This window comes from Ktedonobacter sp. SOSP1-52, from assembly GCF_016587395.1.
This window is the reverse complement of sequence record NZ_BNJH01000003.1, coordinates 1,977,854-1,999,146: the sequence shown is the minus strand read 5'-3', so window position 1 is coordinate 1,999,146 and position 21,293 is coordinate 1,977,854. Positions and strand designations below refer to the sequence as shown.

Here is a 21,293-nt window from a genome sequence, read left to right as displayed (position 1 = left end):
CAGGTCCACTCATTGTTGTGCTTCGGCAACGATGAGGCTGGAGGCTCCCGAGAGAGGCAGATGCGTCAGGTAGCACCAGCCGCTTTGCCGCAGCCATGTACGTACCTCTTCCTCGCTATACACATCGCCTTCGCCAGTGGCAACCAGAAACTCGCCAGCGATGAGCGTGGCAAACAGGGGATGGGTATGGGTGGTATCGGTCCAGAAATCGACCAGCAACAGGCGCGTACCAGAAGAAACAGCGGCATGGATGCGCTGGAGCAAGGTCAGATTTCTTTCTGGTGAGAACATATGCACAGCGTGGGCAAGAAGAACACAATCATGATCAGGTGGAAGGGGATCTTGAAAGAAATCTCCCTCAACTATGGTAATCTGCTCAACCACAGGGGCCGTCTCCAGGCGCTTGCGTGCCAGTCTTGCCACACGTGGAAGCTCAAAGAGGGTGGTCTTGAGGGCAGGGCACTGGCCTAAGAGCGCCAGCAGAAACGATCCGTTTCCTCCGCCAAGATCGAGCACCTGGCGATGGCAACCAAAGTCATAGGTGCAGGCGAGTGCCTGGGCAGCCCCACTGGTGATGGACTCCACCCCTTCCGAGAACATTCTGATCCGCTCTTCGTCTGCAGGTTCAAATGTGGCCTGACCGGTACGAAGACGTGCTTCAAACTGCTGCCATGCCGGGTAACTAATCTGGTTCCAGAAGCGCAGGAATGGGCGGAGATCAGGAGAGGAATCTCCACTGAGAAAGGCAGTAGCCACTGGACTATTCTGATACCACTGATTGTGGCATTCGACCAAACCCAGAGCCACCATTGCATCAACAATGATACGTAGTCTTGGGCAGGCAATCCCTATCCTTTGCGCCAGAAGCTCTAAGGTCATGGGGCCCTCAGCCAGGTGCTCAAAAAGTCCGAGCTCGCTGGCGGCAAACAGATGTTTCGACGCCATAAAACCACTCGCAATCTGGAAAATGGCATCAGGTGTGACAGGGTTATGCATTGTCATGGTCTGATTCTCTCGTCACAACGTGTATGTTGCTGGTATGCTTGTTGTCCCGCTCCATACGATGAGCAGTGAGAGGCAACACGATAGGATCATAAGACTGAACCATCTTTTCATGGGCGCACCTCCTTGTAGGGAGCCAGAGTTACTTCTCTTGCCTGTTTTGCTCTGACCAGAGCACAGTACCCTATCGAGGGTCGTAACAGGTTCATTGTATCAGGCTGTTCTTACCTCAGTTGTAGTCAACCAGTTCCACCGTCTCGCGCTTAGGAGACAGGATGATTGCGTGTGAGCAACGCATGGAGCAGTGCATCGAGAGACCAGGCACCTGCTCCAACAATCAGACAGAAGAGAGAGCCGAGAAGCATACTCACATCAACGCGCGCTTCATGGGCCATCTTCCAAAATCCGTTCTCCAGGAGGAGAGGGATTTTGGTTGTGGCGATAGCAACCAGCATATCAAGTATTAAAGGAATGGCAGCCAGTCTCACGAGGAAACCGAGCAGAAAAAGGAGTCCACAGCCGATCTCGACGACGCCAACAAAGGGTGCGGTGAATGCTGGATAGGGAATGCCGATATGGGTGAAGCGTCCGACGCCAAGCTCCGCAGGAAACAGAAATTTCTGAAGCCCCTCAGAGAGAAAGATGCTACCTATTGCCAGCCGTACGAGAACCATTGCAGCCGGTGCTCTACTGAAGAGGATACGGTGAAACCACTGCAAAACCTGCACATCCTTTCTTGATCAGTGACAACGCAAGGAGGATGACGAGACTGGACCAGCAAAGAGGCGGAGGCATGCAAACACCATGCACCTTTCCTCCACACAATACCTCCTTTGAGACGCTTCTCCCGTGGGGAAAGGCAAAGGCATAGGGTTCTACCGCTCAGATTGCCAAATGCTCTCACTACCTTGCTGATAGTCGTTCAGCGCTTTACGCGTCCCACTAATCACTTCAGCAACTGTCTCAAAGAGCGCCTGCGCCTTAGGGTCCTGAATCCGTTCAATATCAGCGCGACACTCTTGTTGAGCTTGTTGCAAGAGCTGATCAATATGTTGGGCATGCTGTTGGGGGGTCATATGTGATTCATTGCCTTGCATAAGCGACTCCTTTGCTGTGAAGAAGAACAGGTACTTCTCTCAACGCTTCCAGAAGCTGTCTCTTTTTGAGGACGAAGGTGAGTAAAATTGTACACCTTCTCACCTTGAGCACATCTGACTGTAGTATCTCACGATGATACGCGTCTAGAAGCACCTCTTTTGTCCATACGTTGTCTCTTCGTAAGAAACACGAGACGATATCGGAAACCGTTACAGTATTTTCTGGCTCAGCACTATGAAGGAGGCCACTGGGTCAACCTGGCTGCTCTCAACTCATTTCACCCAACTTGTTGGAGAACCCATACCTGTTCGTTTTGTGATGAAAGGGACGGCGTATATGCCCTGAAATGGAGATCAGGTGAGTACCGTGTCTGAGCAATCGATCCCGATCTTGCTTCTCCCACCCCTCCCTTGTACATTGGCATCCTTTTTTGATGCAAGGCTCGAAGCAGGCCAAGGTCATTGCAGTGCTGACCGAAGAAAAGGTGGGAAGCCAACCTCTCTGGGTTGCTTCCCACCTTTTCTTCAGCCCTGGCTCCCTTCTCTTCACATCCCTACAATCCAGAACCGGAGCAGACCGATGACGGCTCCTGCCAGAATCAGCCACACGGAATTGAGCTTGAAACGCAGCAGAATCACAAAGGCGAGGATGGCGATCGCTACCGTCAAGATATCGGTGAGTGCATGTTGTCCCAGTTGAACAAGCACACCAGTCATTAACGCCAGCGCGGCAGCATTGACCCCATCAAGCAGTGTGGCGGTCCAGGTCGCCTGGCGTAAACGCGAAGCCACGGGATGAATGAGGGCAATCAAGGCAAACGAAGGCAGAAACATCGCCAGCGTTGCCAGCAGGGCTGCGGGCCACCCACCGATGACATACCCAATAAAGGTTGCCGTTGTGAAAACCGGGCCTGGTGTAAACTGCCCGATGGAAATCGCATCGAGCAACTGCTTGTCCGTCAACCAATGGAGGTTTTGCACCAGATCAGTACGCAGGAACGCCAGCAAGGTATAGCCACTTCCATACACCACTGATCCAAGTTTGAGAAAGGTCAGAAAGACCAGGCCTAAACTGACGGAGGGGGCTGCGGCAACGGCTCCGGCACCAAGCCGAGCAATGAGCGGCTGTAGATCAGCTCGCAGGTTTGTAGCCAGCAATGGGACCGCTACACTCACAACAGGCGTTTTTGTGCGCCTGCGCGAGATGAGCAAACGAAGCACACCGTAGAGCGCGGCCCCTCCGAGCAACAAGATCAGTACATTGACGCCCAGGAAATAACAGACTAGCACCACAAGCGCGAGGCCCACCGCAAGTGGCCCTGTGAAAATTGTTCGTCCCAGATTCCAGATCGCTTGTGCGACAATAGCCACAACGACCGGCTGAATACCATAAAAGAGCCAGCCGATCTGAGGCAAGGCTCCATAAGTAACATAGGCCCAGGCCAAAGCGAGCACAATCAGCATAGCTGGACCGATAAAGCAGACTCCGGCTACCAGCAAGCCAGGCCATCCCGCTTGTAGGTAGCCCAGGTAGATCGCCAGTTCCGTGGACGAGGGACCAGGAATAAGGTTCGTCACACCGATCAGATCGACGAATCGTTCATTACTGATCCAATGGCGCCGCCGGACAACCTCCTCACGCATCATGGCGATATGAGCAGCAGGTCCTCCAAAGGCGGTAAAGCCCAGGCGCAAAAAGAGCCAGAGGACTTCCCTGAGTTCGTGATAGGAAGGGGTCGGCTGGGGAGGGGCGGCTGGGTTTGTTGTTGGTGCTTCCATAAACGTTTTTTTCCATTTTCTCTAGATTTTTCCTCTCAAGAGAGGTCTTACTCGTGGGAGGTGACGCCTACTGACATTAGCTGGGGAGCCCATGCGCCGTGCTTCCCCGCTCCTCTTTTCAGGAAAGAGAGGAAGCGCAGCGCGTGCAGTCATTGGTGGTTCACGTTCCCTGATAACAGGACTGATGGGTGCTTCCACAAGTCAGTTCGCGAATTTGTCTTTCATCGTGGCTGACCATCACGGCTGGGAGCGGCGCATACGAAAGCGGCTTCGCATACGCTTGCCCCTGATGCACCATCCACCAGAGCAAGTGGGCCAGCGCTTTCCCTTTCTCGGCATCGCTTTGGTTCCGGTAGAGCGCGATCCAGAAATACCCTGCGATGGGATAGGAAGAGGCAACAGGGGCCACTGACGCCAGATGGACAAACGAGAAACACACGCGAGCGCCTCCATCAACAAAAACACTCCTGTCTGCAATGACTTTCCTGTGGTGCATCAGCTCTCTTGCCTTCGCTTGCCAATGACCTTCCTCTGGCTTACATAGGTGGCATGGGAGAAGGTCCTCCCCCCTGCTCGTCTTCCAGCACTTCCTGAACCAACTCCGCAATTTTGCGCTTCGCTTCGTGCAGGGCAACACGCCCCTCGTCCGTAATGACGTAATACTTGCGTATACGGCCATCGACAATCCTTTCCGTCCGCGTCAGATAGCCCTGCTCTGTCAGGCTATGCAGCAGCGGATAGAGGGTCCCAGGTGAGAGATTGTAGCCGTGACGGGCCAGTTCCGCGATCATGGCAACCCCATAGATGGGTTCCTGGGCCGCGTGATGCAACACATGAATTTTGATAAAGCCTAAAAAAAAGTCTCGCAACATCGTATCATTCCTCGATATCGCACTTTGATATTACCAGAGAGACGCGCTTTTCTTCAATATGCTTCCTGGCATAGTACCCAATCCACAAACATGTTTGTGAAGGAAAACAAAGCGACTGTGCAAACAGTTATCCTCAGCCAGCATTAGTATGCTTTTCTTTGTTTCTTCTCTTCTTTCTTGCAAGTTGGTTGCAAGAACACACCAACGTTGGAGGCTCCCTGCAATCGCTCCGCCTGCAGCAAAGAAACATTTGCCAATATCGTTTCGTGACATGATCATAGCATCGCTGGAACGATGATGACAAGGGAGGAACCCCCTTGGAAGGTGTTCGCACGCCCAGGAGCATCCTTCATTCGTGAAAAGAGAAACGCATGAAAACATGGCTCTCCATCCTGATCGTTGTGAGCAGCATCGCGTTCTTGCTTGGGAGGCAGCCTTTCCTCAGAACGGGAGCTGCCTCCTACACGCCTCAAACACGTAATTTTACCATTATCACGGTTCCGGTCCTCACCAAGGAACTGCGTCCTATCTACCCATTTTTGTCCAGAGATTTTGCTCAAGGTGGCGTGCTTCAGGGGAAAGAAGTCTATCGCTTTCAGCCCGAAACCTTGACGGTCTATCAAGGGGATACCATCAACATCGTCTTTGTGAATCCCGAAGATGATGCGCATACCTTTGTCCTCCCGGCCTTCCATGTTGCCCTGGCCCTTCCTGCTCAGGCAACGACGACTACACACTTTGTCGCGAGCAGCACCGGCATCTTCCTTTTCATTTGTGATATTTCTTCCCATGTTCCCTACATGGCGGGGTCACTTGTGGTCCTGCCGGACAATGATGCACGGCCCTCTCCGTAGGGTTTTCACTTGCCGACTTTCGGCTCTCTGGCCATCTCGGCGCTCGGACCTAATAGCATCTCGCGCGTGGTCCAGTAGGGCCACCATTCCCTTACGAAAGGTGAGCCACATGAGAACCTCTTCTGCGCCTACCCTTGCTTGTTCTCGCATACTGGTTGGTGTATCAGCAGCGGCAATGGATGAGAAACCCTTGTCACAAAGGCAACGTGCTACTTCTGGAGCCGAGAGAGGGGGGCTGATTAGAACGCCTGGGGATTTCCTTCCCTACCAACCTGTAGCAAGCGTGTGACACCTTTCTGCCGAGAGACAGAGGGCGAGTTTCATAGCTGCGGACAGGTTGTTGGTTGAATGGTCCTGGACTGTTCCGGCAGCCGGAGTGTTGCTTCAGGAAGGTCTCGATGTGCTTGTCATCCTGAACGAGCTTCGAGTCGGCCGCTTTCGCTTACGGAAGTGAGGAAAAAACACATGGTTCTCGCTATCGAGCAAGCATACAAACTGATGCACTCCCATTTTCGTGACCGGGTGTGCCGAAACGAACCGCTGACGCGGCATTGCTCCTTTGAAGTCGGAGGACCAGCAGATCTGTGGGTTGCCCTAGAAACCCATGAGGAACTGGAGACCTTGCTCCGCCTCTGTGCTACCCATCAATGGCCGCTCTTGCTGGTTGGTGCGGGAAGAAACGTCATTTTTGCTGATGCAGGCGTGCGCGGCATCGTTGCCCGAATGGACCTCCAACAGTACGAAATCGAAGACCATCGTAATGGTACTGCCACACTGATTGCAGAGGCAGGAGTACGCTGGCCTCAAGTGCTGCATCAGGTGATTCCCGCAGGCTGGGCAGGCCTGGAATTTGGGATTGGCATCCCGGGAACCCTGGGCGCTGGCCTGGCCAGTAACGCCGGCGCTCATAACCAAGAACTGGGACAGGCGCTCGAATGGATCGAAGTCTTAGATGCCCGGAATTGCAATACCCATCTCGGAGATCCGTTTCCCACCCTGGTCACCCGCCGCTATGACCGTGATGATTTAGATCTTGGCTACCGCCACAGTCGTTTCCGCATCAATCGCTACACCCATCTCGATGTACAAGGGAACCTGATCTTCCCGATCCGCCAGTTGATCGAACCCGCAGAAATTGTCGTGAAACTGGGACTACGTTTGCGTCGTGAAGATCCTCAACAACTGGCTGCGCGTTGTAACGGGTACATCGAGGAGCGCCGGGCCGATGAGCCGCCCCTGCCAAGAACCGGACCCATCTTCAAAGATCCTTCCGGGCATCTGGCAAAGGATCTCATCGCAGAGGCTGATCTTCGGGGGAAAACCTTCGGCAAAGCACAGATCGCCGTACAGAATCCTAATTACATTGTCAATACTGGTGGTACGACGGCGAGAGAGATATTCTCCCTCATCGTAGAGGCCCATCAAGGGGTTCTGAAGCACGCCGGCATAGAACTGGCATTGAATGTTGACATCCTCGGAACGTGGCCTGGTCGTCCTTAAAAGGATTCGAGGGGATTTCAGCTAGTATGGTATTGCACGCTTATGCTACAGTTTATCGTATTCTATACATTTGATTGATCATTGAGCTTGAATACGAGTGGATATACCAAGAAACGGATATAAGGGGCATTACGAGTTCTGCTCTCCTTGAAAAGAGACATCCGTAGCTCATCCTAGAGGACATTCTGTGGGGAGAGAGTATGACAAAGTATCCAACCATCACGAGACGACAGTTATTGGCGCATACATTAGGTGTAGGAGCAGCCTTGACTGCTCCCTGGTATTTTGATGTCAGGAATGTGTTTCCCCTTCATACAAGTGAAGGGCTAAAGAAATTTCATCAGCCTCTACGCGGCATTGGTCCTGCGGGGATTCCGGTTGCCACTCCAGACGCCTTTGTCGCTCCCACTACAGGGGTGACGCATTATTCACTCTTCATCAGGCAATTCACGGATCAATTACATCCCGATCTTGGAGCAACAACGTTATGGGGCTATCACCCGGCTGTTCCGCTTGGTGGGCGAGCGCAAGTGCAGAGACACCTTGGAGGCATCTTTGTGGTACAGCGCGGGAAACCAATACAGGTCACGTTTACGAATGAGTTGCCACCGAAGCACATCCTGCCAATTGATAGGAGTGCTAACTTCCCTGGTGCTCAGAAACAGCAGAATGCAACGACAACGCACATACATGGTGGATTTGTGCCCTGGACCAGCGATGGCGGCCCATGTACCTGGTTGACGCCAGATGGGCAGTATGGACCGAGTGTGCAGAGTCAAAATGGGAACATCTACAAATTGCTCAACCCTCATCTCGAACCTGGTCAAGCGGAGTACTACTATCCCAACGATCAGAGTGCCCAACTGGTCTGGTATCACGATCACGCTTACTGTCTTACCCGGCTCAATGCCTATGCTGGAATTGCCAGTGCCTATATTATACGCGATCACTTCGAGTCTGAATTGCGTAACGATGGCCTGCCCGACTTTGTCGAACATGGTGGGCGCGAGATTCCTCTCATTATCCAGGATAAGATTTTCGTTGGAACTGATCTCGAGCACAAAGATCCCAGTTGGCCGGGCCCCAAAGAGGTAGGCAGCTTGTGGTACCCCCACGTCTATGAGACGAACCGTTGGTCGCTAGGTCCTCATCCTCTGGGTCTGCCACCAGATCGCTCAGTTGTCCCGGAAATGTTCGGTGATACCATGCTTACGAATGGCACGGTATATCCCGAGACAACCGTTGAGGATCGGCGCTATCGCCTACGTGTTCTCAACGGTTGCCAGGCGCGATTCCTGAACCTGCAATTGTATATAGATAATGGGAGTGCGGATAGCATTACTCTCAACAATAATTCAGAGCCGACCAATGCAGCAGGCCCCGACTTCTTTGTGCTAGGGACAGAAGGGGGATTTCTACCCAAGCCAGTGCGTGTTCCTTCCAATCACCCGTTCGATCCCGCCTCTCTCGAGGGTAGCATTATTACAGCCCCTGCTGAACGTTGGGACCTCCTTGTTGACTTCAGTGGGTTTGCTGGAAAGAAGATCATTCTCTACAACGATGCCCCAGCCCCATTCCCGAATGGGAGCAAGATCAATGACTACTTTCCAGGCTCCCCAAATCCCACTCCCACAACTCCTGGCTTTGGACCGAACACTCGCCAGATTATGCGATTCAAGGTCATCTCAGCGGGTGGCAAGGATAGCCCCTTGCGTCTCACACCTCATAGCAGTCTGTCTTCTGACCTTGCCCCATTTCTTGCGCCGCCAGGTGGGAGGTGCAAAACGGAGTTTTGCACCTCCCACCTGGCGTGGAGATCCGACAACTAACATTGAACGAGACATTTGATGCATATGGTCGTCTGCTGCAGTTGCTTGGGACCAACCGACAGGTGCAAGGAGGCTTCGGGCGAGGCTATGAGGAGCCTGTAACCGAGGTTGTAAAAGAGGGCAAAACGCAGGTCTGGTAGATTGCGAACTTGACGGGTAATACCCACCCAATCCATTGGCATTTGGTCAATGTTCAGATACTGGGACGTCAACCGTTTGCTGTGAAAGGTTACAACGGTACACCCAGCTACACCGGCCCTGCACGAGGTCCGGACAAAACTGAACTTGGATGGAAAGATACGGTAAGCATGCATCCTGGTGAAGTGACGACGGTGATCATGCGTTTTGATCTGCCAAAAGTGCCATTTCGTGTCCCATCGAGTCCACGGATGGGTGGGTGCGAGTATGTGTGGCACTGTCACATTTTGGAGCATGAAGAGCATGACATGATGCGACCACTGATGATCCTGTAATAGGAGAGTAGGAGAGAGGTCGCTGAGAGAGGACTTGGATCTAACCCTCTTTTGTCAAAAAGGGAGGGAGGCGTGAAAGGCGTCCATGATGGAGATGAGCCTGGCAAAGCCGGAATGAAGGACAGGGATGTCGAAGACCATCAACCAAGGCAAGATAAGGGAATAGGGTTCTGTCAGAATTCAGAGAAGGGCATACCTGGTAATCGTTTACAAGATATGCTGAGAACAATAACCATCATGCTTCCCATTCCCTCCCTGAACGTAGGCCCAGGTTTCGCCCTTTCCCTTTTCCAAAGAAAGGATCATACCCATGTTGTTTGACAGGGAACAAGCTTATACCATTCTTCATCCTCATTTTCCAGGGCTGCTCCATCTCCAGGAGCCGTTGGCGCACCATTGTTCTTTCGAGGTCGGGGGGCCAGCAGATCTCTGGTTGACCCTGCAAACCCCTCAGGAACTAGAAGCCTTGATTCGGATGTGTATGGCCTATCAGTGGCCTTTACTGCTGGTGGGTGAGGGAAGAAATATCCTTTTTGCTGATGTTGGCGTTCGAGGCATTGTCGCCCGCATCGATTGGCAACAGTATGTAATTGAAGAACGCACAGAGACATTGATTGCTGATGCTGGCGTTCGCTGGTCTCAACTACTTCCCCAACTGCAAGTCTTAGGGTGGGCTGGACTCGAATTTGGGATTGGCATTCCTGGGACCCTGGGAGCTGGTCTGATCAGTAATGTCGGTGCTCACAATCGGGATTTAGGACAAAGCTTGCAATGGATTGACGTACTCGATGCACGAGCTTGCAATACGGGTCAGTATGATGTGTTTGTACCCCTGGTTGAAAGACATTATGCTCGTGAGGATTTAGATCTGGGTTACCGGCACAGTCGTTTTCGTGTCCATCGTGCTACTCATATCGATGCTGATGGCAAGCTCGTCTTTCCAAGCAGACAACTGATCGAACCGGCTGAAATTGTGCTCCGATTAGCCTTGCGATTGCAGCGCAAATACCCCCACCAGATAATCGCTCTTTCTTACCAATATATACAAGAGCGTCAGACCCAGGAGCCTGCCTTGCCGAAAACTGGCCCTGTCTTTAAAGATCCTACAGGGTCTCTTGCAAAAGACCTGATTGAGCAAGCGGGCCTTGGAGGAAAAACCATAGGCAATGCGAAGATTACTGAGCAAAATGCAAATTATATCGCTAATCTGGGAGGTGCAACCGCTCAAGAAATCCTCTTGTTGATTCTTATGGCTCACCAACATGTTTTGGCACAATCTGGAATAGATTTACTGTTAAACCTCGAGATTCTGGGTGAGTGGCCTGTGGAGCAGACGGACTCAACCAGGTGACAGTCTCTTGAGGACGAGAAGGCCAGGATTCCAGGCGAAGATTTCCAGTTTTTTTATGACACGGATCAATCAGATCGATCTGCTGGTCAAGTGTGTAAAATGTCCTCTGAAAACTTCTGCTGAAAACGGAAACAGCTCCCCGTAAAGCCGCCTTTTGTGGTTGAGTTTCATCGGTCTCATTTGTAATTACTCGTCAGGCAACAAAATGGATGTGCCAGAACTGAGAACAAGACCCCAAGCTGCGTTCCTCCAAGGTACAATAGACTGATCATCTCACACAGAGTTTACCGAAGACAGGAGCCTGTACCTCTGCAGGAGTGGTGGCTGAGTTTGGTCGAGGGCAGCACAGGCATGGCTTTTCTTTAATGCGTGGTGTGGGATATACTAAGAGCATACATTCGTGCCAAAGAGAGATGAGTTGTGCTTGCTCCCAGGACATGGTTCATCACGTGATTACTTCTCATGGGAACGCCGCCTCGAGAGGATAAACAGCTATGGCTGCAAAGAAAACCACCGTTGTGACCGCTGATGATGATCCGCGTTTGCTGCGGCTCGTGTCACGCAGCCTTGAACTTGAGGGTTATGAGGTCATTGCTACCCAAGATGGAGAGCAAGCCCTTCAGGCTGTGGAAACCAGAATGCCCGATCTTGTGCTTTTAGATGTGATGATGCCCAAACTCGATGGCTTTATGGTCTGCACGCGGATACGCGAGTTCTCCACCGTTCCCATCATTGTCATGACCGCCAGGGGCCAAGACAAGGACAAGGTGCTCGGGCTGGATTTAGGAGCCGATGATTATCTGACCAAACCCTTTAGCGTCGATGAACTCCTGGCGCGTATTCGCGCCGTTCTTCGGCGTACCTCCTTCGCGACGACTGAGGAAAAAGGGATGCAAGCCACGACGAAGATCGGTGAGCTGACCATCGATTACGCGCAACATCTGGTCAAGCGAGGGGCAACGGACATTGTGCTTACCCCTGTCGAGTATCGTCTCTTTGCCTATATGGCGCAGAACGTTGGGCGCGTCCTGACGCATGATCAATTGTTGGAACATGTCTGGGGCAGTGAATATCTGGGAGAGAGCCACATGCTCCAGGTCAATGTGAACCGCCTCCGGCAGAAAATCGAACCAACACCGTCTCAACCACGCTATCTTCTGACCAGAATCGGCATTGGCTATCTCCTCGTCGACCCGCAGCCCACGCCATAAAGGGGAGCTTGCGAACCAACGTGAAGAACAAACGAGGAGTTGCGCCGACGCAACTCCTCGTTGAGAGTGTTTGTGATTCCTGTGTTTAACTTGTGGCAACCTTGGGAAGGGGTGTCTGTTGTTTCGCGAGCGAGCCTGTCCAGGGTGTTCCTAGTAACGGGAGCAGGTACCGATCTACACCGTAGTAGCCAGCAATCCGCCAGGCCAGTACCAGGAAGAGGGCCAATGTTCCAATGACGGGGTTGATACTCACTGCGCCCGCCAGCAGGAAGTTCAGGTTCATAAAGACACCGAAGAAGGCGGCAATTCCAGTCAATACTCCGAAGATCAAGCCGAGGCCAATGCAGACTTCGCCGAAGGTGACTATATAGGAAAAGATGGCAGCGTTGGGCAGGACGAAGTGTTGGAGAAAGGCGGCATACCAGCCCTGCACCGCTGGATGAGGGCCTCCAGCCTGGGCCAGCGCCCCTGCGATAAAGCCCTTAAGCCCTGCCCCATCGTGGCCGCTGAAGACCCAGGCGCCTCCCTTGACGGCCTGGCCGAAAGACGCGTCGAGCGTAAAGGATCGGCCCGTCAGTTTCTCCAGACCAGCGGTGAGCCACTCATAGCCAACATACAAGCGAACGATGATCCAGAGCCAGGCGATGCGTGTGTCTGCGAACAGGAACCGTGCCACTGGTGGCTCGGCAATTTGAGTTGACGCGCGTGGTTGAAGTGTTTTCAACATCTGCATGATGTTTCCTCCCTGAAACGATGTGTACGCTCGATTGAACGAAAACGGATGATACCCCAGAGAAGAACAATCCTTGCTCACCAGTACCAGTGGATCGGCACCCTCGGTTGTTACCTCCCTGACAGTGATAAGCATATCCGGTAGGGGTCTCTCACCCGTCACAGCCAGGGGAAGAGGTATCACAGCCACATCACATGCAGGAAATCGCTTCATAAGCGCTTTCCTGTCTGCCTCCCAAATATGGTAGTATAAAGAAGGGATACAGGTGCGCCTCCCCAGGCGGCGCTTTCCTCCAGGGGCGCTTTATCCGCGCTGACAATGCCAGGGCCGCGGGCATTAGCGGAACCAGACTGGGCCTGTATCTCTGTCGGATGCTCGTTGAGCAACACAGAGGACGCCTCTGGCTCACCTCAGAGGAAGGCAACCTTCTTCCTGACACTCCCCATTGGGGATGTGTCGCAGGGCGAGAACGCGACTGCTACATAAGTTCAGCTCTTCTCCCCCATCTCCCCCACCCTCTTCTTTGTGAAGGAAAGCTATGAAACCCAGCATGTTTGTGTCAGCATTGTGATATCACGTTATGTGTGAGTGACGTACTTGTGTATCTCTCCAGGCTATACTACAGTCACATCAGTGACGATCTACTAGCCAACAAAGGGAAATGCCGTGACTGCTCCAATGCTACGAACGTGTGGCTGTTTTTCTTCATCTGGAGAGAGATCGGGGACCACACCAACAACCTCATGCTTGGATCTGATGGCTTATGCACGATTGCTAGGGAAACAAGTGTTTGCCGGAGAAATCGATGCAGCCACAGCGGCAGCGCACCTGCTTCAAATGCTCTTGCGTTGTGTACATCAGTACCAAGGAGCGCTTCTCCTTTGCCTGCCCGAGCAGCACTCTCGCGAAGTTGTCCATATTCTGGCGCTTCACTTTCCGCTCATAGGCGGCCTCACTACGCATGAGCAGTGGTATCTTCTGGCCTCGCAGGGGGTCAGTATGCCGCATCTCTCGCTAATACTTCCTTCTCTTCACGCACAGGATGCCATCATGCAGGCAACGCCTCTCACCGAGGGACGCGTCTCCTATCCTCTGCCAATTACGCTGCCTTCTCACGTTGTGCTGGAGGCGCATGTGGATAAGCACAGCGAAGCAGTTCCAGCATCACGCTTCCATTTGCCACCCGTTGCCACGTTGCTCACGATGCAAACGACGGGCGACACGCAGCGTGTCATAGAGCCAACTCCCTCCAATACACTGTCGCCTTGCGTTCAGGAGGCCGCAGGGACCGCTCTTATGACGATGTTTCTCGCACTCTTGAGCCTGCATACATCTTTTTCTGGAGGGAATTTTATCCAGACTGAATCTCAAGATGCCCTCAGCCACGAGTTACGTAGCCCACTTGCGGCAATCAAAGGCTATACCAATACCTTGCTGCGCTATGAACACCGTATTCAGCCTGAGGAACGGCGTGAGTTTCTCCAGGAGATTGATGAGGCAAGCAGCCATCTCGCAAGCCTGGTCGATCAGCTCATCGAACTCTCCCAACTGGAAAGCGGGGCCCTTCTTTTTGCGTTTAGCCCTACCAATTTGGAGACGGTCGCTGAACAAGCCCTGCTAGGGGCACGGTCACGCTGGAAACAGCATATGCATGCGCAGGCGCAGCAGCCTCGCTTCTCCCTGCGCCTGGAAGCTGAAGACGCATTGGGGGAGCCGCTGGTGTATGCTGATGAGCAGCGATTGCGCGATGTCATGGATATGTTGCTTGACAATGCAGTCAAATATTCGCCTCAGGGAGGCGAGATCGAGATTCTCCTGCGTCGTCCCTTACCCACCACTCTCCTGCTCGGGCAAGCACAGGACAGGTTTGAACCGCAAGGGAGTGCTCATGAAGCGCATGAGATGGCAGCAGCCTTCATCGAGCTCTGTGTACGTGATCACGGTATTGGCATTGCACCCCAGCAATTGCAGCGCATTTTTCACCGCTTTCACCGGGTCGATAGAAGTCTGACACGTGAAGTGAGCGGTCTAGGGCTAGGACTGACCCTTTGTAAACATATCATTCATAAGCACCGGGGACTGATCTGGATTGAGAGCACACTAGGCGTGGGGAGCACGGTCCATGTGCTCCTTCCTGCCTACCAGGAAGAGGGGGTTTGCTCTTTGTGATCGGTACGTGATCTCTTGTTGGTTTCTGTATCATTCCTGTGAGGGATATACCCTCTGCTTGGTAGAGGATCAGTACACCACATATGCTCTTCCCTAGCAGACAACGCTTACGCAATCTCCAAGGAGAGCGTATTTGTAGGACAGAGAGGCAGAAAGGGACACATGATGAGAGCGTTTGACATTGACTATTCCTATAGGATGCTTTCTCCCCATTTTCAGCAACGTATTCATAAGCAGGAGCCTCTGGCCAGGCATAACTCATTTGGCACAGGCGGGACCGCTGATCTCTGGCTCACCCTGAAGACGCGAGAAGAGCTCGCAAAACTGGTCCAACTTTGTACGAAAGAGAACTGGCCGCTCCTGATAGTCGGCGCAGGCTCTAACATCCTCTACGCCGATGCCGGGATCCGTGGTATTGTTGCGGAGATGGGGCTATCCTCCTATGACATTGAGCCTCTGTCTGAGCAAGAGGCCCTTGTGCTTGCCGATGCCGGAGTCCGCTGGGAAAGCTTGCTGAGGCGCACAGCTTCTCTTGGCTGGGGTGGTCTGGAGTTCGGCGTGGGTATCCCGGGAACACTGGGTGGAGGCGTCGTCAGCAATGCAGGCTCCCATACACAGAGTCTTGGTGATGTCTTGAACTGGATAGAGGTCCTGGATGCGCGTGGGTGTAACTTGAAGGCGCAAGGCGAAGATGCCGTCGCTATTCTGCGGCGTTATCAACATGCGGAACTGGCGCTCGGTTATCGCACGAGCCGCTTCCGGCAGCAGCGCCGCGCCACCATAGACGCCGAGGGACACCTGGTCTTGATCCCGCGAGGACTGATTGAGCCCGAGGAGATTGTGGTACGCCTGGGTCTGCATCTCCAGCGAGAGGATCCTGGCGTGCTCACTTCCCTCATCGATAGGCAGAAGCAGGCGCGTCAGCAAGCGGAGCCGGAGCAGCGACATATCGGCTCAGTCTTTATTGATCCTCCTGGAAGGCGGGCCGATGAGCTCATCGCCCAGACTGGTCTGCGTGGTGCGTGTTACGGCAAGGCGCAGATCTCGCCCAAAGACGCCAATTATATCGTCAATCTGGGTGGGGCAACGTCGAGTGATATCCTGGCTCTCATCGTCAAGGCGCATCACCAGGTCCTGCTCCACTGCGGGGTCCAGCTCGAGCTGAATCTCGAGCTCCTTGGCGAATGGCATACCCAGCAGGTCCAGGCTGTGCCCATAGAAGTGAGCTCTGCCACGGCACAGGCATCCACTGAGCCGCATCCCAATGTCTAAAGCTTTCTGCTTCAAGAAGAGGGTCCGTGCGCCATCAGGGAGTCTTGATGGCGCACGGACCCTCTTCTTGGGTTATATGCAGAGCCCGGCCACTCATGATTCTTGTCCTCTCCAGTGGGTGAGAGCGCGACACCGACATCACACAACGGGTTCCTTCTCCTGAAAATACATTACACCAGCGCGGAAGGGGGCGTTGGACGACCTGGCGAAAGGTTTTAATATCGCGCGTATCAACCCATTTGCCAATCCGCACCAGCAAGACGTTGACCGGATCCATCGTGATATCGGACTCCGTGGTCGCAAACTCGGTGAATCCCTGCGAAGTGAACAGGTGAACAAGCATTTCTCTGTAGCGATGGGGGGTAGTGTGGAGTCCTTCGATATCCCAGTGCCAGGAGAGACCCAGCGCGCATAAAATGAGATTCTCCGCTGTCTCCAGTTCAAGAGCAAAGGCGAGCAAACGTCGGGCAATGCCCAGCCCACGCCAATGCTCGCTTACCTCAATGGCGATTTCATAGGCATTTTCCAGCTGGCTCCACCAAGTATCCAGTGGTGCAAGCGTGACCTGGCCAACAATGGCGCCCTCTGGTGTATGAGCGAGCGCCAGGGTGCAATCTGGATTGCGGGCAATCGAAAGGAGAAGCTGGTGTTCTCGCTCTGGGAGGTGTGCAAAAGCATGCGTCCCCGCGTCGACACGCAACCGCTCCACGAACGGGGCCGGGCAAAAATCGCGCAAGAAGACGTTCCCGCGAGGCGTGGATATGATCTGATTGCGAGAGGGCATGCCCTCCGAGTAAGGATCAAGCGTTGCATCAGGCTCAATAGTCACGCGTTTGGTAGACATGGTATTGCCAACAATCATCGTAACTTACCTCGTTTCGACTGTCTGACGAAGAGAGCATAGATTATTATCTTCACCAAGGAGAGGAGGGGCTTTGTAGAGCCTGGGAGGCGTTGCTTCGAGGCGCAGGGGTGAGCCAAGGAGCCGGATGTAGCCAGCAGTCGGGTGTGGGCATTCCCAGATAAATCCACGATGGGCAAGCTGCGGATCATGAAAAACACTGCTCATAGAGTGAATCGAACCTGAGGGAATGCCGGACCGATGCAGGGTGTCAAGCCAGTCCTGCGTCGTACGCTCTAGAAAGAGCTTTTGCAGGAGAGGGATCAGCTCCTCACGATGCTGGACGCGCTGGGCGTTGGTTGTACAGAACGCTCACGGGGCGGATTTTTCTGCGCTCGCTGTGGCCAGGAATTTGCACTGCTGGCATGTGCTTCGCTTTAACCTCCCCTGCCTCTTCAGCGCTTTGCGTACCCATCATTTGCGCCCTATCCATTGCATGGATGAAGGCGCCTAGCGGGTGACTATGCAATGGCGCGTGCGATCAGAGTCGTGTCAGAATCTGCTCATCCTGGGCATGTCAGGTCTTCTTGAGAGGAATGCTGGCCCGTTTTCCAGCGCCAGCATTCCTGCGCAATCATCCAGTTTTCCTGGGCGTGAACGACCAGGACACGAATACGTGAAGCAGGAGTAGCGATATCCTGGTCATCTGTCGATCCTGCGACGCTATTTTTGGCCTCATCGAGCTGAAGCCCCAGAAAGCCGAATGCCTGGCAGACCGCCGCTCGTATAGGAGCAGCGTGTTCCCCCACGCCACCAGTAAAGATAAGTGCATCCATGCCGCTCAGCGCCGCAAGCATGGCTCCGATAGCGGTTCGAAGTCGATACACGTACATATCTCTTGCCAGCACCGCGCGTGGATTCCCTGCCGCTACCGCTGCGAGCACGTCCCGCATATCGTGAGACAGACCTGAGATCCCACGCAGACCAGAGCCTTGATTGAGGACTGTATCCAGTTGCTCGATGGTATAGCCCTGGTGGCGTAGCAGGTGGAGCAAGATGCCTGGATCGATGGAGCCAGAACGGCTCCCCATCATGAGCCCCTCTAGCGGGGTAAACCCCATCGTTGTATCTATACTCTGCCCGTGCGAAATTGCTGCAAGCGAGCACCCATTGCCCAGGTGACAGGTTACCAGTTTCAATGATGCAAGAGGGAGTCCCAACAGCGATTCGGCTCGTTGCGAGCAATACTGATGACTCAGCCCATGAAAGCCATAGCGACGAATGCCCTGGGCAATCCATTCGTATGGGCCGGGATAATATGAGACAGCAGGTGAGAGATGACGATGAAATGCAGTATCGAAGACAGCAAGCTGTGGCGTTTGTGGCAAAGAGGCTTCGATACTGCGGATACCCTCGAGGGCCGCTGGATTGTGTAGAGGAGCATATAACGCGAGCTGCGCAATGGCCTCCTTGATTGCTGGTGTAATGAGGGTTCCATCGTCATACTGCGCGCCACCATGGACCACACGATGCCCGACAATATCAATCTCCGCAGATCCAGTGAGTACCTGCGTTGGACCACTCCATAGGGTCCTGATAGTATGTGCCACGGCAAGGGACCAATCTATCTTGCCAGTAAAGCGCTGTTCAGTGCTGCGACCATCGCTGGTTACCACATGCAGTTGCATCTGTTCACTGCCCATCTGCTCCAGATGAGCGGCCCACATTGCTGCCGGTGACTCACCTGGCAAGTTGCCAGAGACAACGTACAGGCAGCATTTCAAACTACTTGACCCTGCGTTTAACACCAGGATATTCACCAGGCTCCTCCTTGAGGATAGATTACCAGCGGAACTCAACAATGCCTGCCGGGACCACCTCTTCTTCCATGGCTTGACAGGCATTGCGTCTTGCTAACAAGTGCGAATACTCTATCAGTCAGTCCATACCCAATCACGTACTTGCGGCATATCTTCAAAATTGGCTCTCACATAGGCCTTGTGTTGAGCAAGCTGATCGTTGCACTCAGCAATAAGAGGGGGTGTGAGCGCTCGCACACGAGGAGCACGTCGCATCGCCTCGATACAGAGGTGATAACGGCTCATGCCATTCAGCACAACCATGTCAAAGGGCGTCGTCGTCGTGCCCTCCTCGTTGAAGCCACGCACATGGAAGCGAGGCGTGTTGGGACGCCCGTGTATGATCTCGTGAATCGCTCGTGGATACCCATGGAAAGCGAACACCACTGGCTTATCCTGCGTAAAGTGCGCGGCAAATGTCGCCTCATCCAGGCCATGCGGGTGCAGATAGGGATGATAGAGCGTCATGAGATCAACGACATTCACGACACGCACTTTCAATTCTGGGATGTGTCGACGTAACCACCAGGTCGCCGCAATCGTCTCCTGCGTGGGAATGTCACCGGCACAGGCAAGCACGACATCTGGCTCGACCTGGTCATCGTTACTGGCCCAGTGCCAGGTCGACAATCCTCGCGCGCAATGCTCAACCGCATCCTGCATATTCAGCCATTGTAATTGTGGCTGCTTATCAATCACGATCAAGTTCACATAGTTGCGACTGCGGAAGCAATGATTGGCCACAGAGAGTAACGAGTTAGCATCTGGTGGTAAGTAAATGCGCGCCACCGTCCCTTTTTTTGAAAGCACGGTATCGATGAGTCCGGGGCCCTGGTGACTAAACCCATTGTGGTCATTGCGCCAGCAGGTTGATGTCAACAGAATGTTGAACGATGCAATTGGCTCGCGCCAGGGGAGTTTGATCTGCTCCTCCAACCATTTTGCGTGCTGAATGGTCATGGAGGCCGAGACCATCGAGAAGGCTTCATACGTTGCAAAGATGCCATGTCGCCCTGTCAGCAGATAGCCTTCTAACCAGCCCTGGCACAGGTGCTCACTCAGCACTTCCATCACTCGCCCGTCTGCGGCGATATGATCATCATTGGCCATGGTGGTTTCAACCGAGCAGCGATTCTCAACTTCAAACACGTTCCCAAGGCGGTTGGAATTGGTTTCATCAGGGCAAAAGAGACGAAAATTGTGCTGCTGCGCATTTCTTGTAAAGATGTCACGCATCATCTTGCCGAGCTGACGGGTTGATTCGTGGCGTTCACGTGCAGGCTGCTGCACCTCAAGAGCGTAATCCGTAAAGCGTGGAAGATCCAGGTCAAATAGCACCTTTCCTCCATTCGCATGCGGATTGGCTCCCATACGACGCTCTCCTACGGGGGAGAGCGCTGCGAGCTCGGGAAGAAGACGCCCATGCTCGTCAAAAAGCTCTTCCGGTTTATAGCTGCGCATCCACTGCTCAAGCATATGCAAGTGCTCGCTATTGGTTTTGACCTCCGCTACCGGCACCTGGTGTGAGCGAAACGACCCTTCAATGGGAAGACCATCGACTTCTTTCGGCCCTGTCCATCCTTTGGGTGTACGTAAAACAATGGCAGGCCACTTTGGTTGCATGGTGACACCATTCCTGCGCGCCTCCTCTTGCGTAGAACGGATCTGCTGATAGCAGGCATCGAGCGTCTCAGCAAAAACCTGGTGCATACGCAGAGGATCGTCGCCTTCAACGAAATGAGCCTCATAGCCATAACCCGCGATGAGACTGCCTATCTCGTCGTTACTGCTACGTCCCAGCACGGTTGGACCAGAGATCTTATATCCATTGAGATGGAGAATAGGAAGCACAGCCCCATCACGAGCCGGGTTCAAAAACTTGATGCTTTTCCAGGCTCCCTCTAGTGGCGCTGTCTCGGCCTCTCCATCACCGATAACAGCGGCGACAATCGCATCCGGATTGTCAAATGCCGCGCCGAAGGCATGCGAAAGCACGTAACCAAGCTCTCCTCCTTCGTGAATAGAGCCTGGGGTCGGGACACTGACATGGCTTGGGACGCCCCCCGGTGTTGAGAACTGGCGGAAGAGATGACGCATGCCCTCGGCATCCTGTGTGATGTGAGGATAGATCTCCGAATACGTGCCTTCCAGATAGACATTCGCTAAGATCGCAGGCCCACCATGTCCAGGGCCGGCCAGATACAGCATATTGGCGTCATATTCTTTAATAAGGCGATTGAGGTGCACGTAGATGAAGCTCAGACCCGGTGACGTTCCCCAATGGCCGAGGAGTCGCGGCTTGATATGTTCGGGGCATAGCGGTTCCCGTAATAAAGGATTCTCCCGCAAATAAATTTGTCCAATGGTGAGATAGTTCGCTGCATTCCAATAGCGATGGAGCAAATCAAGATATGCCTGATCAAGCAGTGACATCATATTCTCCTTGTGAAA

20 protein-coding genes and 1 pseudogene are annotated in these 21,293 nt (G+C 53.5%); 10 read left to right on the top strand and 11 right to left on the bottom strand.

Annotation, left to right across the window (positions count from 1 at the left end; all coding sequences use genetic code 11):
• Positions 1-9: 9 nt before the first annotated feature.
• The 6 genes from JMJ16_RS34150 to JMJ16_RS34125 form a co-directional block, all read right to left on the bottom strand.
• Positions 10-1,002, bottom strand: a complete 993-nt coding sequence (locus JMJ16_RS34150; protein ID WP_201388847.1) for a methyltransferase — start codon at positions 1,000-1,002, stop codon at positions 10-12.
• Between the two features lie 263 nt (positions 1,003-1,265).
• A complete protein-coding gene (locus tag JMJ16_RS34145) occupies positions 1,266-1,721 on the bottom strand; it encodes a DoxX family protein (RefSeq protein WP_201383271.1) in 456 nt (151 codons plus the stop codon).
• Between the two features lie 156 nt (positions 1,722-1,877).
• Entirely contained in the window at positions 1,878-2,099 is a 222-nt protein-coding gene (locus JMJ16_RS34140) for a hypothetical protein (protein ID WP_201383269.1), read from the bottom strand.
• 546 nt (positions 2,100-2,645) lie between these two features.
• A complete protein-coding gene (gene chrA / locus JMJ16_RS34135) occupies positions 2,646-3,878 on the bottom strand; it encodes a chromate efflux transporter (RefSeq protein WP_201388845.1) in 1,233 nt (410 codons plus the stop codon).
• Between the two features lie 160 nt (positions 3,879-4,038).
• Entirely contained in the window at positions 4,039-4,317 is a 279-nt protein-coding gene (locus JMJ16_RS34130; RefSeq protein ID WP_201388843.1) for a hypothetical protein, read from the bottom strand.
• Between the two features lie 97 nt (positions 4,318-4,414).
• Positions 4,415-4,750 (bottom strand): PadR family transcriptional regulator, encoded by a 336-nt coding sequence (locus tag JMJ16_RS34125; RefSeq protein WP_201388840.1) that lies wholly within the window; start codon positions 4,748-4,750, stop codon positions 4,415-4,417.
• A 371-nt stretch (positions 4,751-5,121) separates the two neighbouring features.
• On the opposite strand from JMJ16_RS34125, the gene JMJ16_RS34120 reads away from it, so the two are divergent.
• From JMJ16_RS34120 to JMJ16_RS34090, 7 genes are all read left to right on the top strand, one after another.
• Positions 5,122-5,604, top strand: a complete 483-nt coding sequence (locus JMJ16_RS34120) for a cupredoxin domain-containing protein (protein WP_201388838.1) — start codon at positions 5,122-5,124, stop codon at positions 5,602-5,604.
• Positions 5,605-6,069: 465 nt separating this feature from the next.
• The gene (locus JMJ16_RS34115) at positions 6,070-7,104 is read left to right on the top strand and encodes a UDP-N-acetylmuramate dehydrogenase (RefSeq protein ID WP_201388836.1); all 1,035 of its coding nucleotides are present in this window, start codon (positions 6,070-6,072) and stop codon (positions 7,102-7,104) included.
• Positions 7,105-7,304: 200 nt separating this feature from the next.
• Positions 7,305-8,933, top strand: coding sequence for a hypothetical protein (locus JMJ16_RS34110; RefSeq protein WP_201388834.1), 1,629 nt, complete (start codon positions 7,305-7,307; stop codon positions 8,931-8,933).
• Positions 8,934-8,935: 2 nt separating this feature from the next.
• Positions 8,936-9,073 carry a hypothetical protein gene (locus tag JMJ16_RS34105; protein ID WP_201388832.1) on the top strand — a complete coding sequence of 46 codons (138 nt, stop codon included), beginning with the start codon at positions 8,936-8,938 and terminating at the stop codon, positions 9,071-9,073.
• 9 nt (positions 9,074-9,082) lie between these two features.
• Positions 9,083-9,406 carry a multicopper oxidase domain-containing protein gene (locus JMJ16_RS34100; protein ID WP_201388830.1) on the top strand — a complete coding sequence of 108 codons (324 nt, stop codon included), beginning with the start codon at positions 9,083-9,085 and terminating at the stop codon, positions 9,404-9,406.
• A 310-nt stretch (positions 9,407-9,716) separates the two neighbouring features.
• A complete protein-coding gene (locus JMJ16_RS34095) occupies positions 9,717-10,757 on the top strand; it encodes a UDP-N-acetylmuramate dehydrogenase (protein ID WP_201388828.1) in 1,041 nt (346 codons plus the stop codon).
• Positions 10,758-11,251: 494 nt separating this feature from the next.
• A complete protein-coding gene (locus JMJ16_RS34090) occupies positions 11,252-11,968 on the top strand; it encodes a response regulator transcription factor (RefSeq protein WP_201388826.1) in 717 nt (238 codons plus the stop codon).
• Positions 11,969-12,053: 85 nt separating this feature from the next.
• Here JMJ16_RS34090 and JMJ16_RS34085 read toward each other — a convergent pair whose 3' ends face one another.
• The gene (locus JMJ16_RS34085) at positions 12,054-12,914 is read right to left on the bottom strand and encodes a DoxX family protein (RefSeq protein WP_236601809.1); all 861 of its coding nucleotides are present in this window, start codon (positions 12,912-12,914) and stop codon (positions 12,054-12,056) included.
• 14 nt (positions 12,915-12,928) lie between these two features.
• Between JMJ16_RS34085 and JMJ16_RS57430 the strand changes: the two genes are divergently transcribed.
• The 3 genes from JMJ16_RS57430 to murB all read left to right on the top strand — a co-directional run bounded on the left by JMJ16_RS57430 (position 12,929) and on the right by murB (position 16,142).
• Positions 12,929-13,243 (top strand): ATP-binding protein, encoded by a 315-nt coding sequence (locus tag JMJ16_RS57430; protein WP_374229139.1) that lies wholly within the window; start codon positions 12,929-12,931, stop codon positions 13,241-13,243.
• Positions 13,244-13,457: 214 nt separating this feature from the next.
• Positions 13,458-14,870, top strand: coding sequence for a cell wall metabolism sensor histidine kinase WalK (locus JMJ16_RS34080; protein ID WP_201388824.1), 1,413 nt, complete (start codon positions 13,458-13,460; stop codon positions 14,868-14,870).
• Positions 14,871-15,032: 162 nt separating this feature from the next.
• Entirely contained in the window at positions 15,033-16,142 is a 1,110-nt protein-coding gene (gene murB / locus JMJ16_RS34075) for a UDP-N-acetylmuramate dehydrogenase (RefSeq protein ID WP_201388822.1), read from the top strand.
• A gap of 34 nt (positions 16,143-16,176) precedes the next feature.
• On the opposite strand, the gene JMJ16_RS34070 is transcribed toward murB, so the two are convergent.
• The 4 genes and pseudogenes from JMJ16_RS34070 to JMJ16_RS34055 all read right to left on the bottom strand — a co-directional run bounded on the left by JMJ16_RS34070 (position 16,177) and on the right by JMJ16_RS34055 (position 21,275).
• Positions 16,177-17,004 (bottom strand): GNAT family N-acetyltransferase, encoded by an 828-nt coding sequence (locus tag JMJ16_RS34070; protein WP_201388821.1) that lies wholly within the window; start codon positions 17,002-17,004, stop codon positions 16,177-16,179.
• Positions 17,005-17,010: 6 nt separating this feature from the next.
• A pseudogene (locus tag JMJ16_RS34065) lies at positions 17,011-17,334 on the bottom strand (CoA transferase); the annotation flags it as partial.
• A gap of 212 nt (positions 17,335-17,546) precedes the next feature.
• Positions 17,547-18,803 (bottom strand): acetate kinase, encoded by a 1,257-nt coding sequence (locus JMJ16_RS34060; protein WP_201388819.1) that lies wholly within the window; start codon positions 18,801-18,803, stop codon positions 17,547-17,549.
• Positions 18,804-18,917: 114 nt separating this feature from the next.
• Positions 18,918-21,275, bottom strand: coding sequence for a phosphoketolase (locus JMJ16_RS34055; protein ID WP_201389236.1), 2,358 nt, complete (start codon positions 21,273-21,275; stop codon positions 18,918-18,920).
• Positions 21,276-21,293 lie beyond the last annotated feature (18 nt).

Excerpts from the sequence above, each read along its gene's own strand:
- JMJ16_RS34150 (WP_201388847.1), bottom strand. The coding sequence starts at position 1,002 with ATGACAATGCATAACCCTGTCACACCTGATGCCATTTTCCAGATTGCG.
- JMJ16_RS34140 (WP_201383269.1), bottom strand. The coding sequence starts at position 2,099 with ATGCAAGGCAATGAATCACATATGACCCCCCAACAGCATGCCCAACAT.
- chrA (WP_201388845.1), bottom strand. The coding sequence starts at position 3,878 with ATGGAAGCACCAACAACAAACCCAGCCGCCCCTCCCCAGCCGACCCCT.
- JMJ16_RS34125 (WP_201388840.1), bottom strand. The coding sequence starts at position 4,750 with ATGTTGCGAGACTTTTTTTTAGGCTTTATCAAAATTCATGTGTTGCAT.
- JMJ16_RS34120 (WP_201388838.1), top strand. The coding sequence starts at position 5,122 with ATGAAAACATGGCTCTCCATCCTGATCGTTGTGAGCAGCATCGCGTTC.
- JMJ16_RS34115 (WP_201388836.1), top strand. The coding sequence starts at position 6,070 with ATGGTTCTCGCTATCGAGCAAGCATACAAACTGATGCACTCCCATTTT.
- JMJ16_RS34110 (WP_201388834.1), top strand. The coding sequence starts at position 7,305 with ATGACAAAGTATCCAACCATCACGAGACGACAGTTATTGGCGCATACA.
- JMJ16_RS34095 (WP_201388828.1), top strand. The coding sequence starts at position 9,717 with ATGTTGTTTGACAGGGAACAAGCTTATACCATTCTTCATCCTCATTTT.
- JMJ16_RS34090 (WP_201388826.1), top strand. The coding sequence starts at position 11,252 with ATGGCTGCAAAGAAAACCACCGTTGTGACCGCTGATGATGATCCGCGT.
- JMJ16_RS34085 (WP_236601809.1), bottom strand. The coding sequence starts at position 12,914 with ATGAAGCGATTTCCTGCATGTGATGTGGCTGTGATACCTCTTCCCCTG.
- JMJ16_RS34080 (WP_201388824.1), top strand. The coding sequence starts at position 13,458 with ATGGCTTATGCACGATTGCTAGGGAAACAAGTGTTTGCCGGAGAAATC.
- murB (WP_201388822.1), top strand. The coding sequence starts at position 15,033 with ATGATGAGAGCGTTTGACATTGACTATTCCTATAGGATGCTTTCTCCC.
- JMJ16_RS34070 (WP_201388821.1), bottom strand. The coding sequence starts at position 17,004 with ATGATTGTTGGCAATACCATGTCTACCAAACGCGTGACTATTGAGCCT.
- JMJ16_RS34055 (WP_201389236.1), bottom strand. The coding sequence starts at position 21,275 with ATGTCACTGCTTGATCAGGCATATCTTGATTTGCTCCATCGCTATTGG.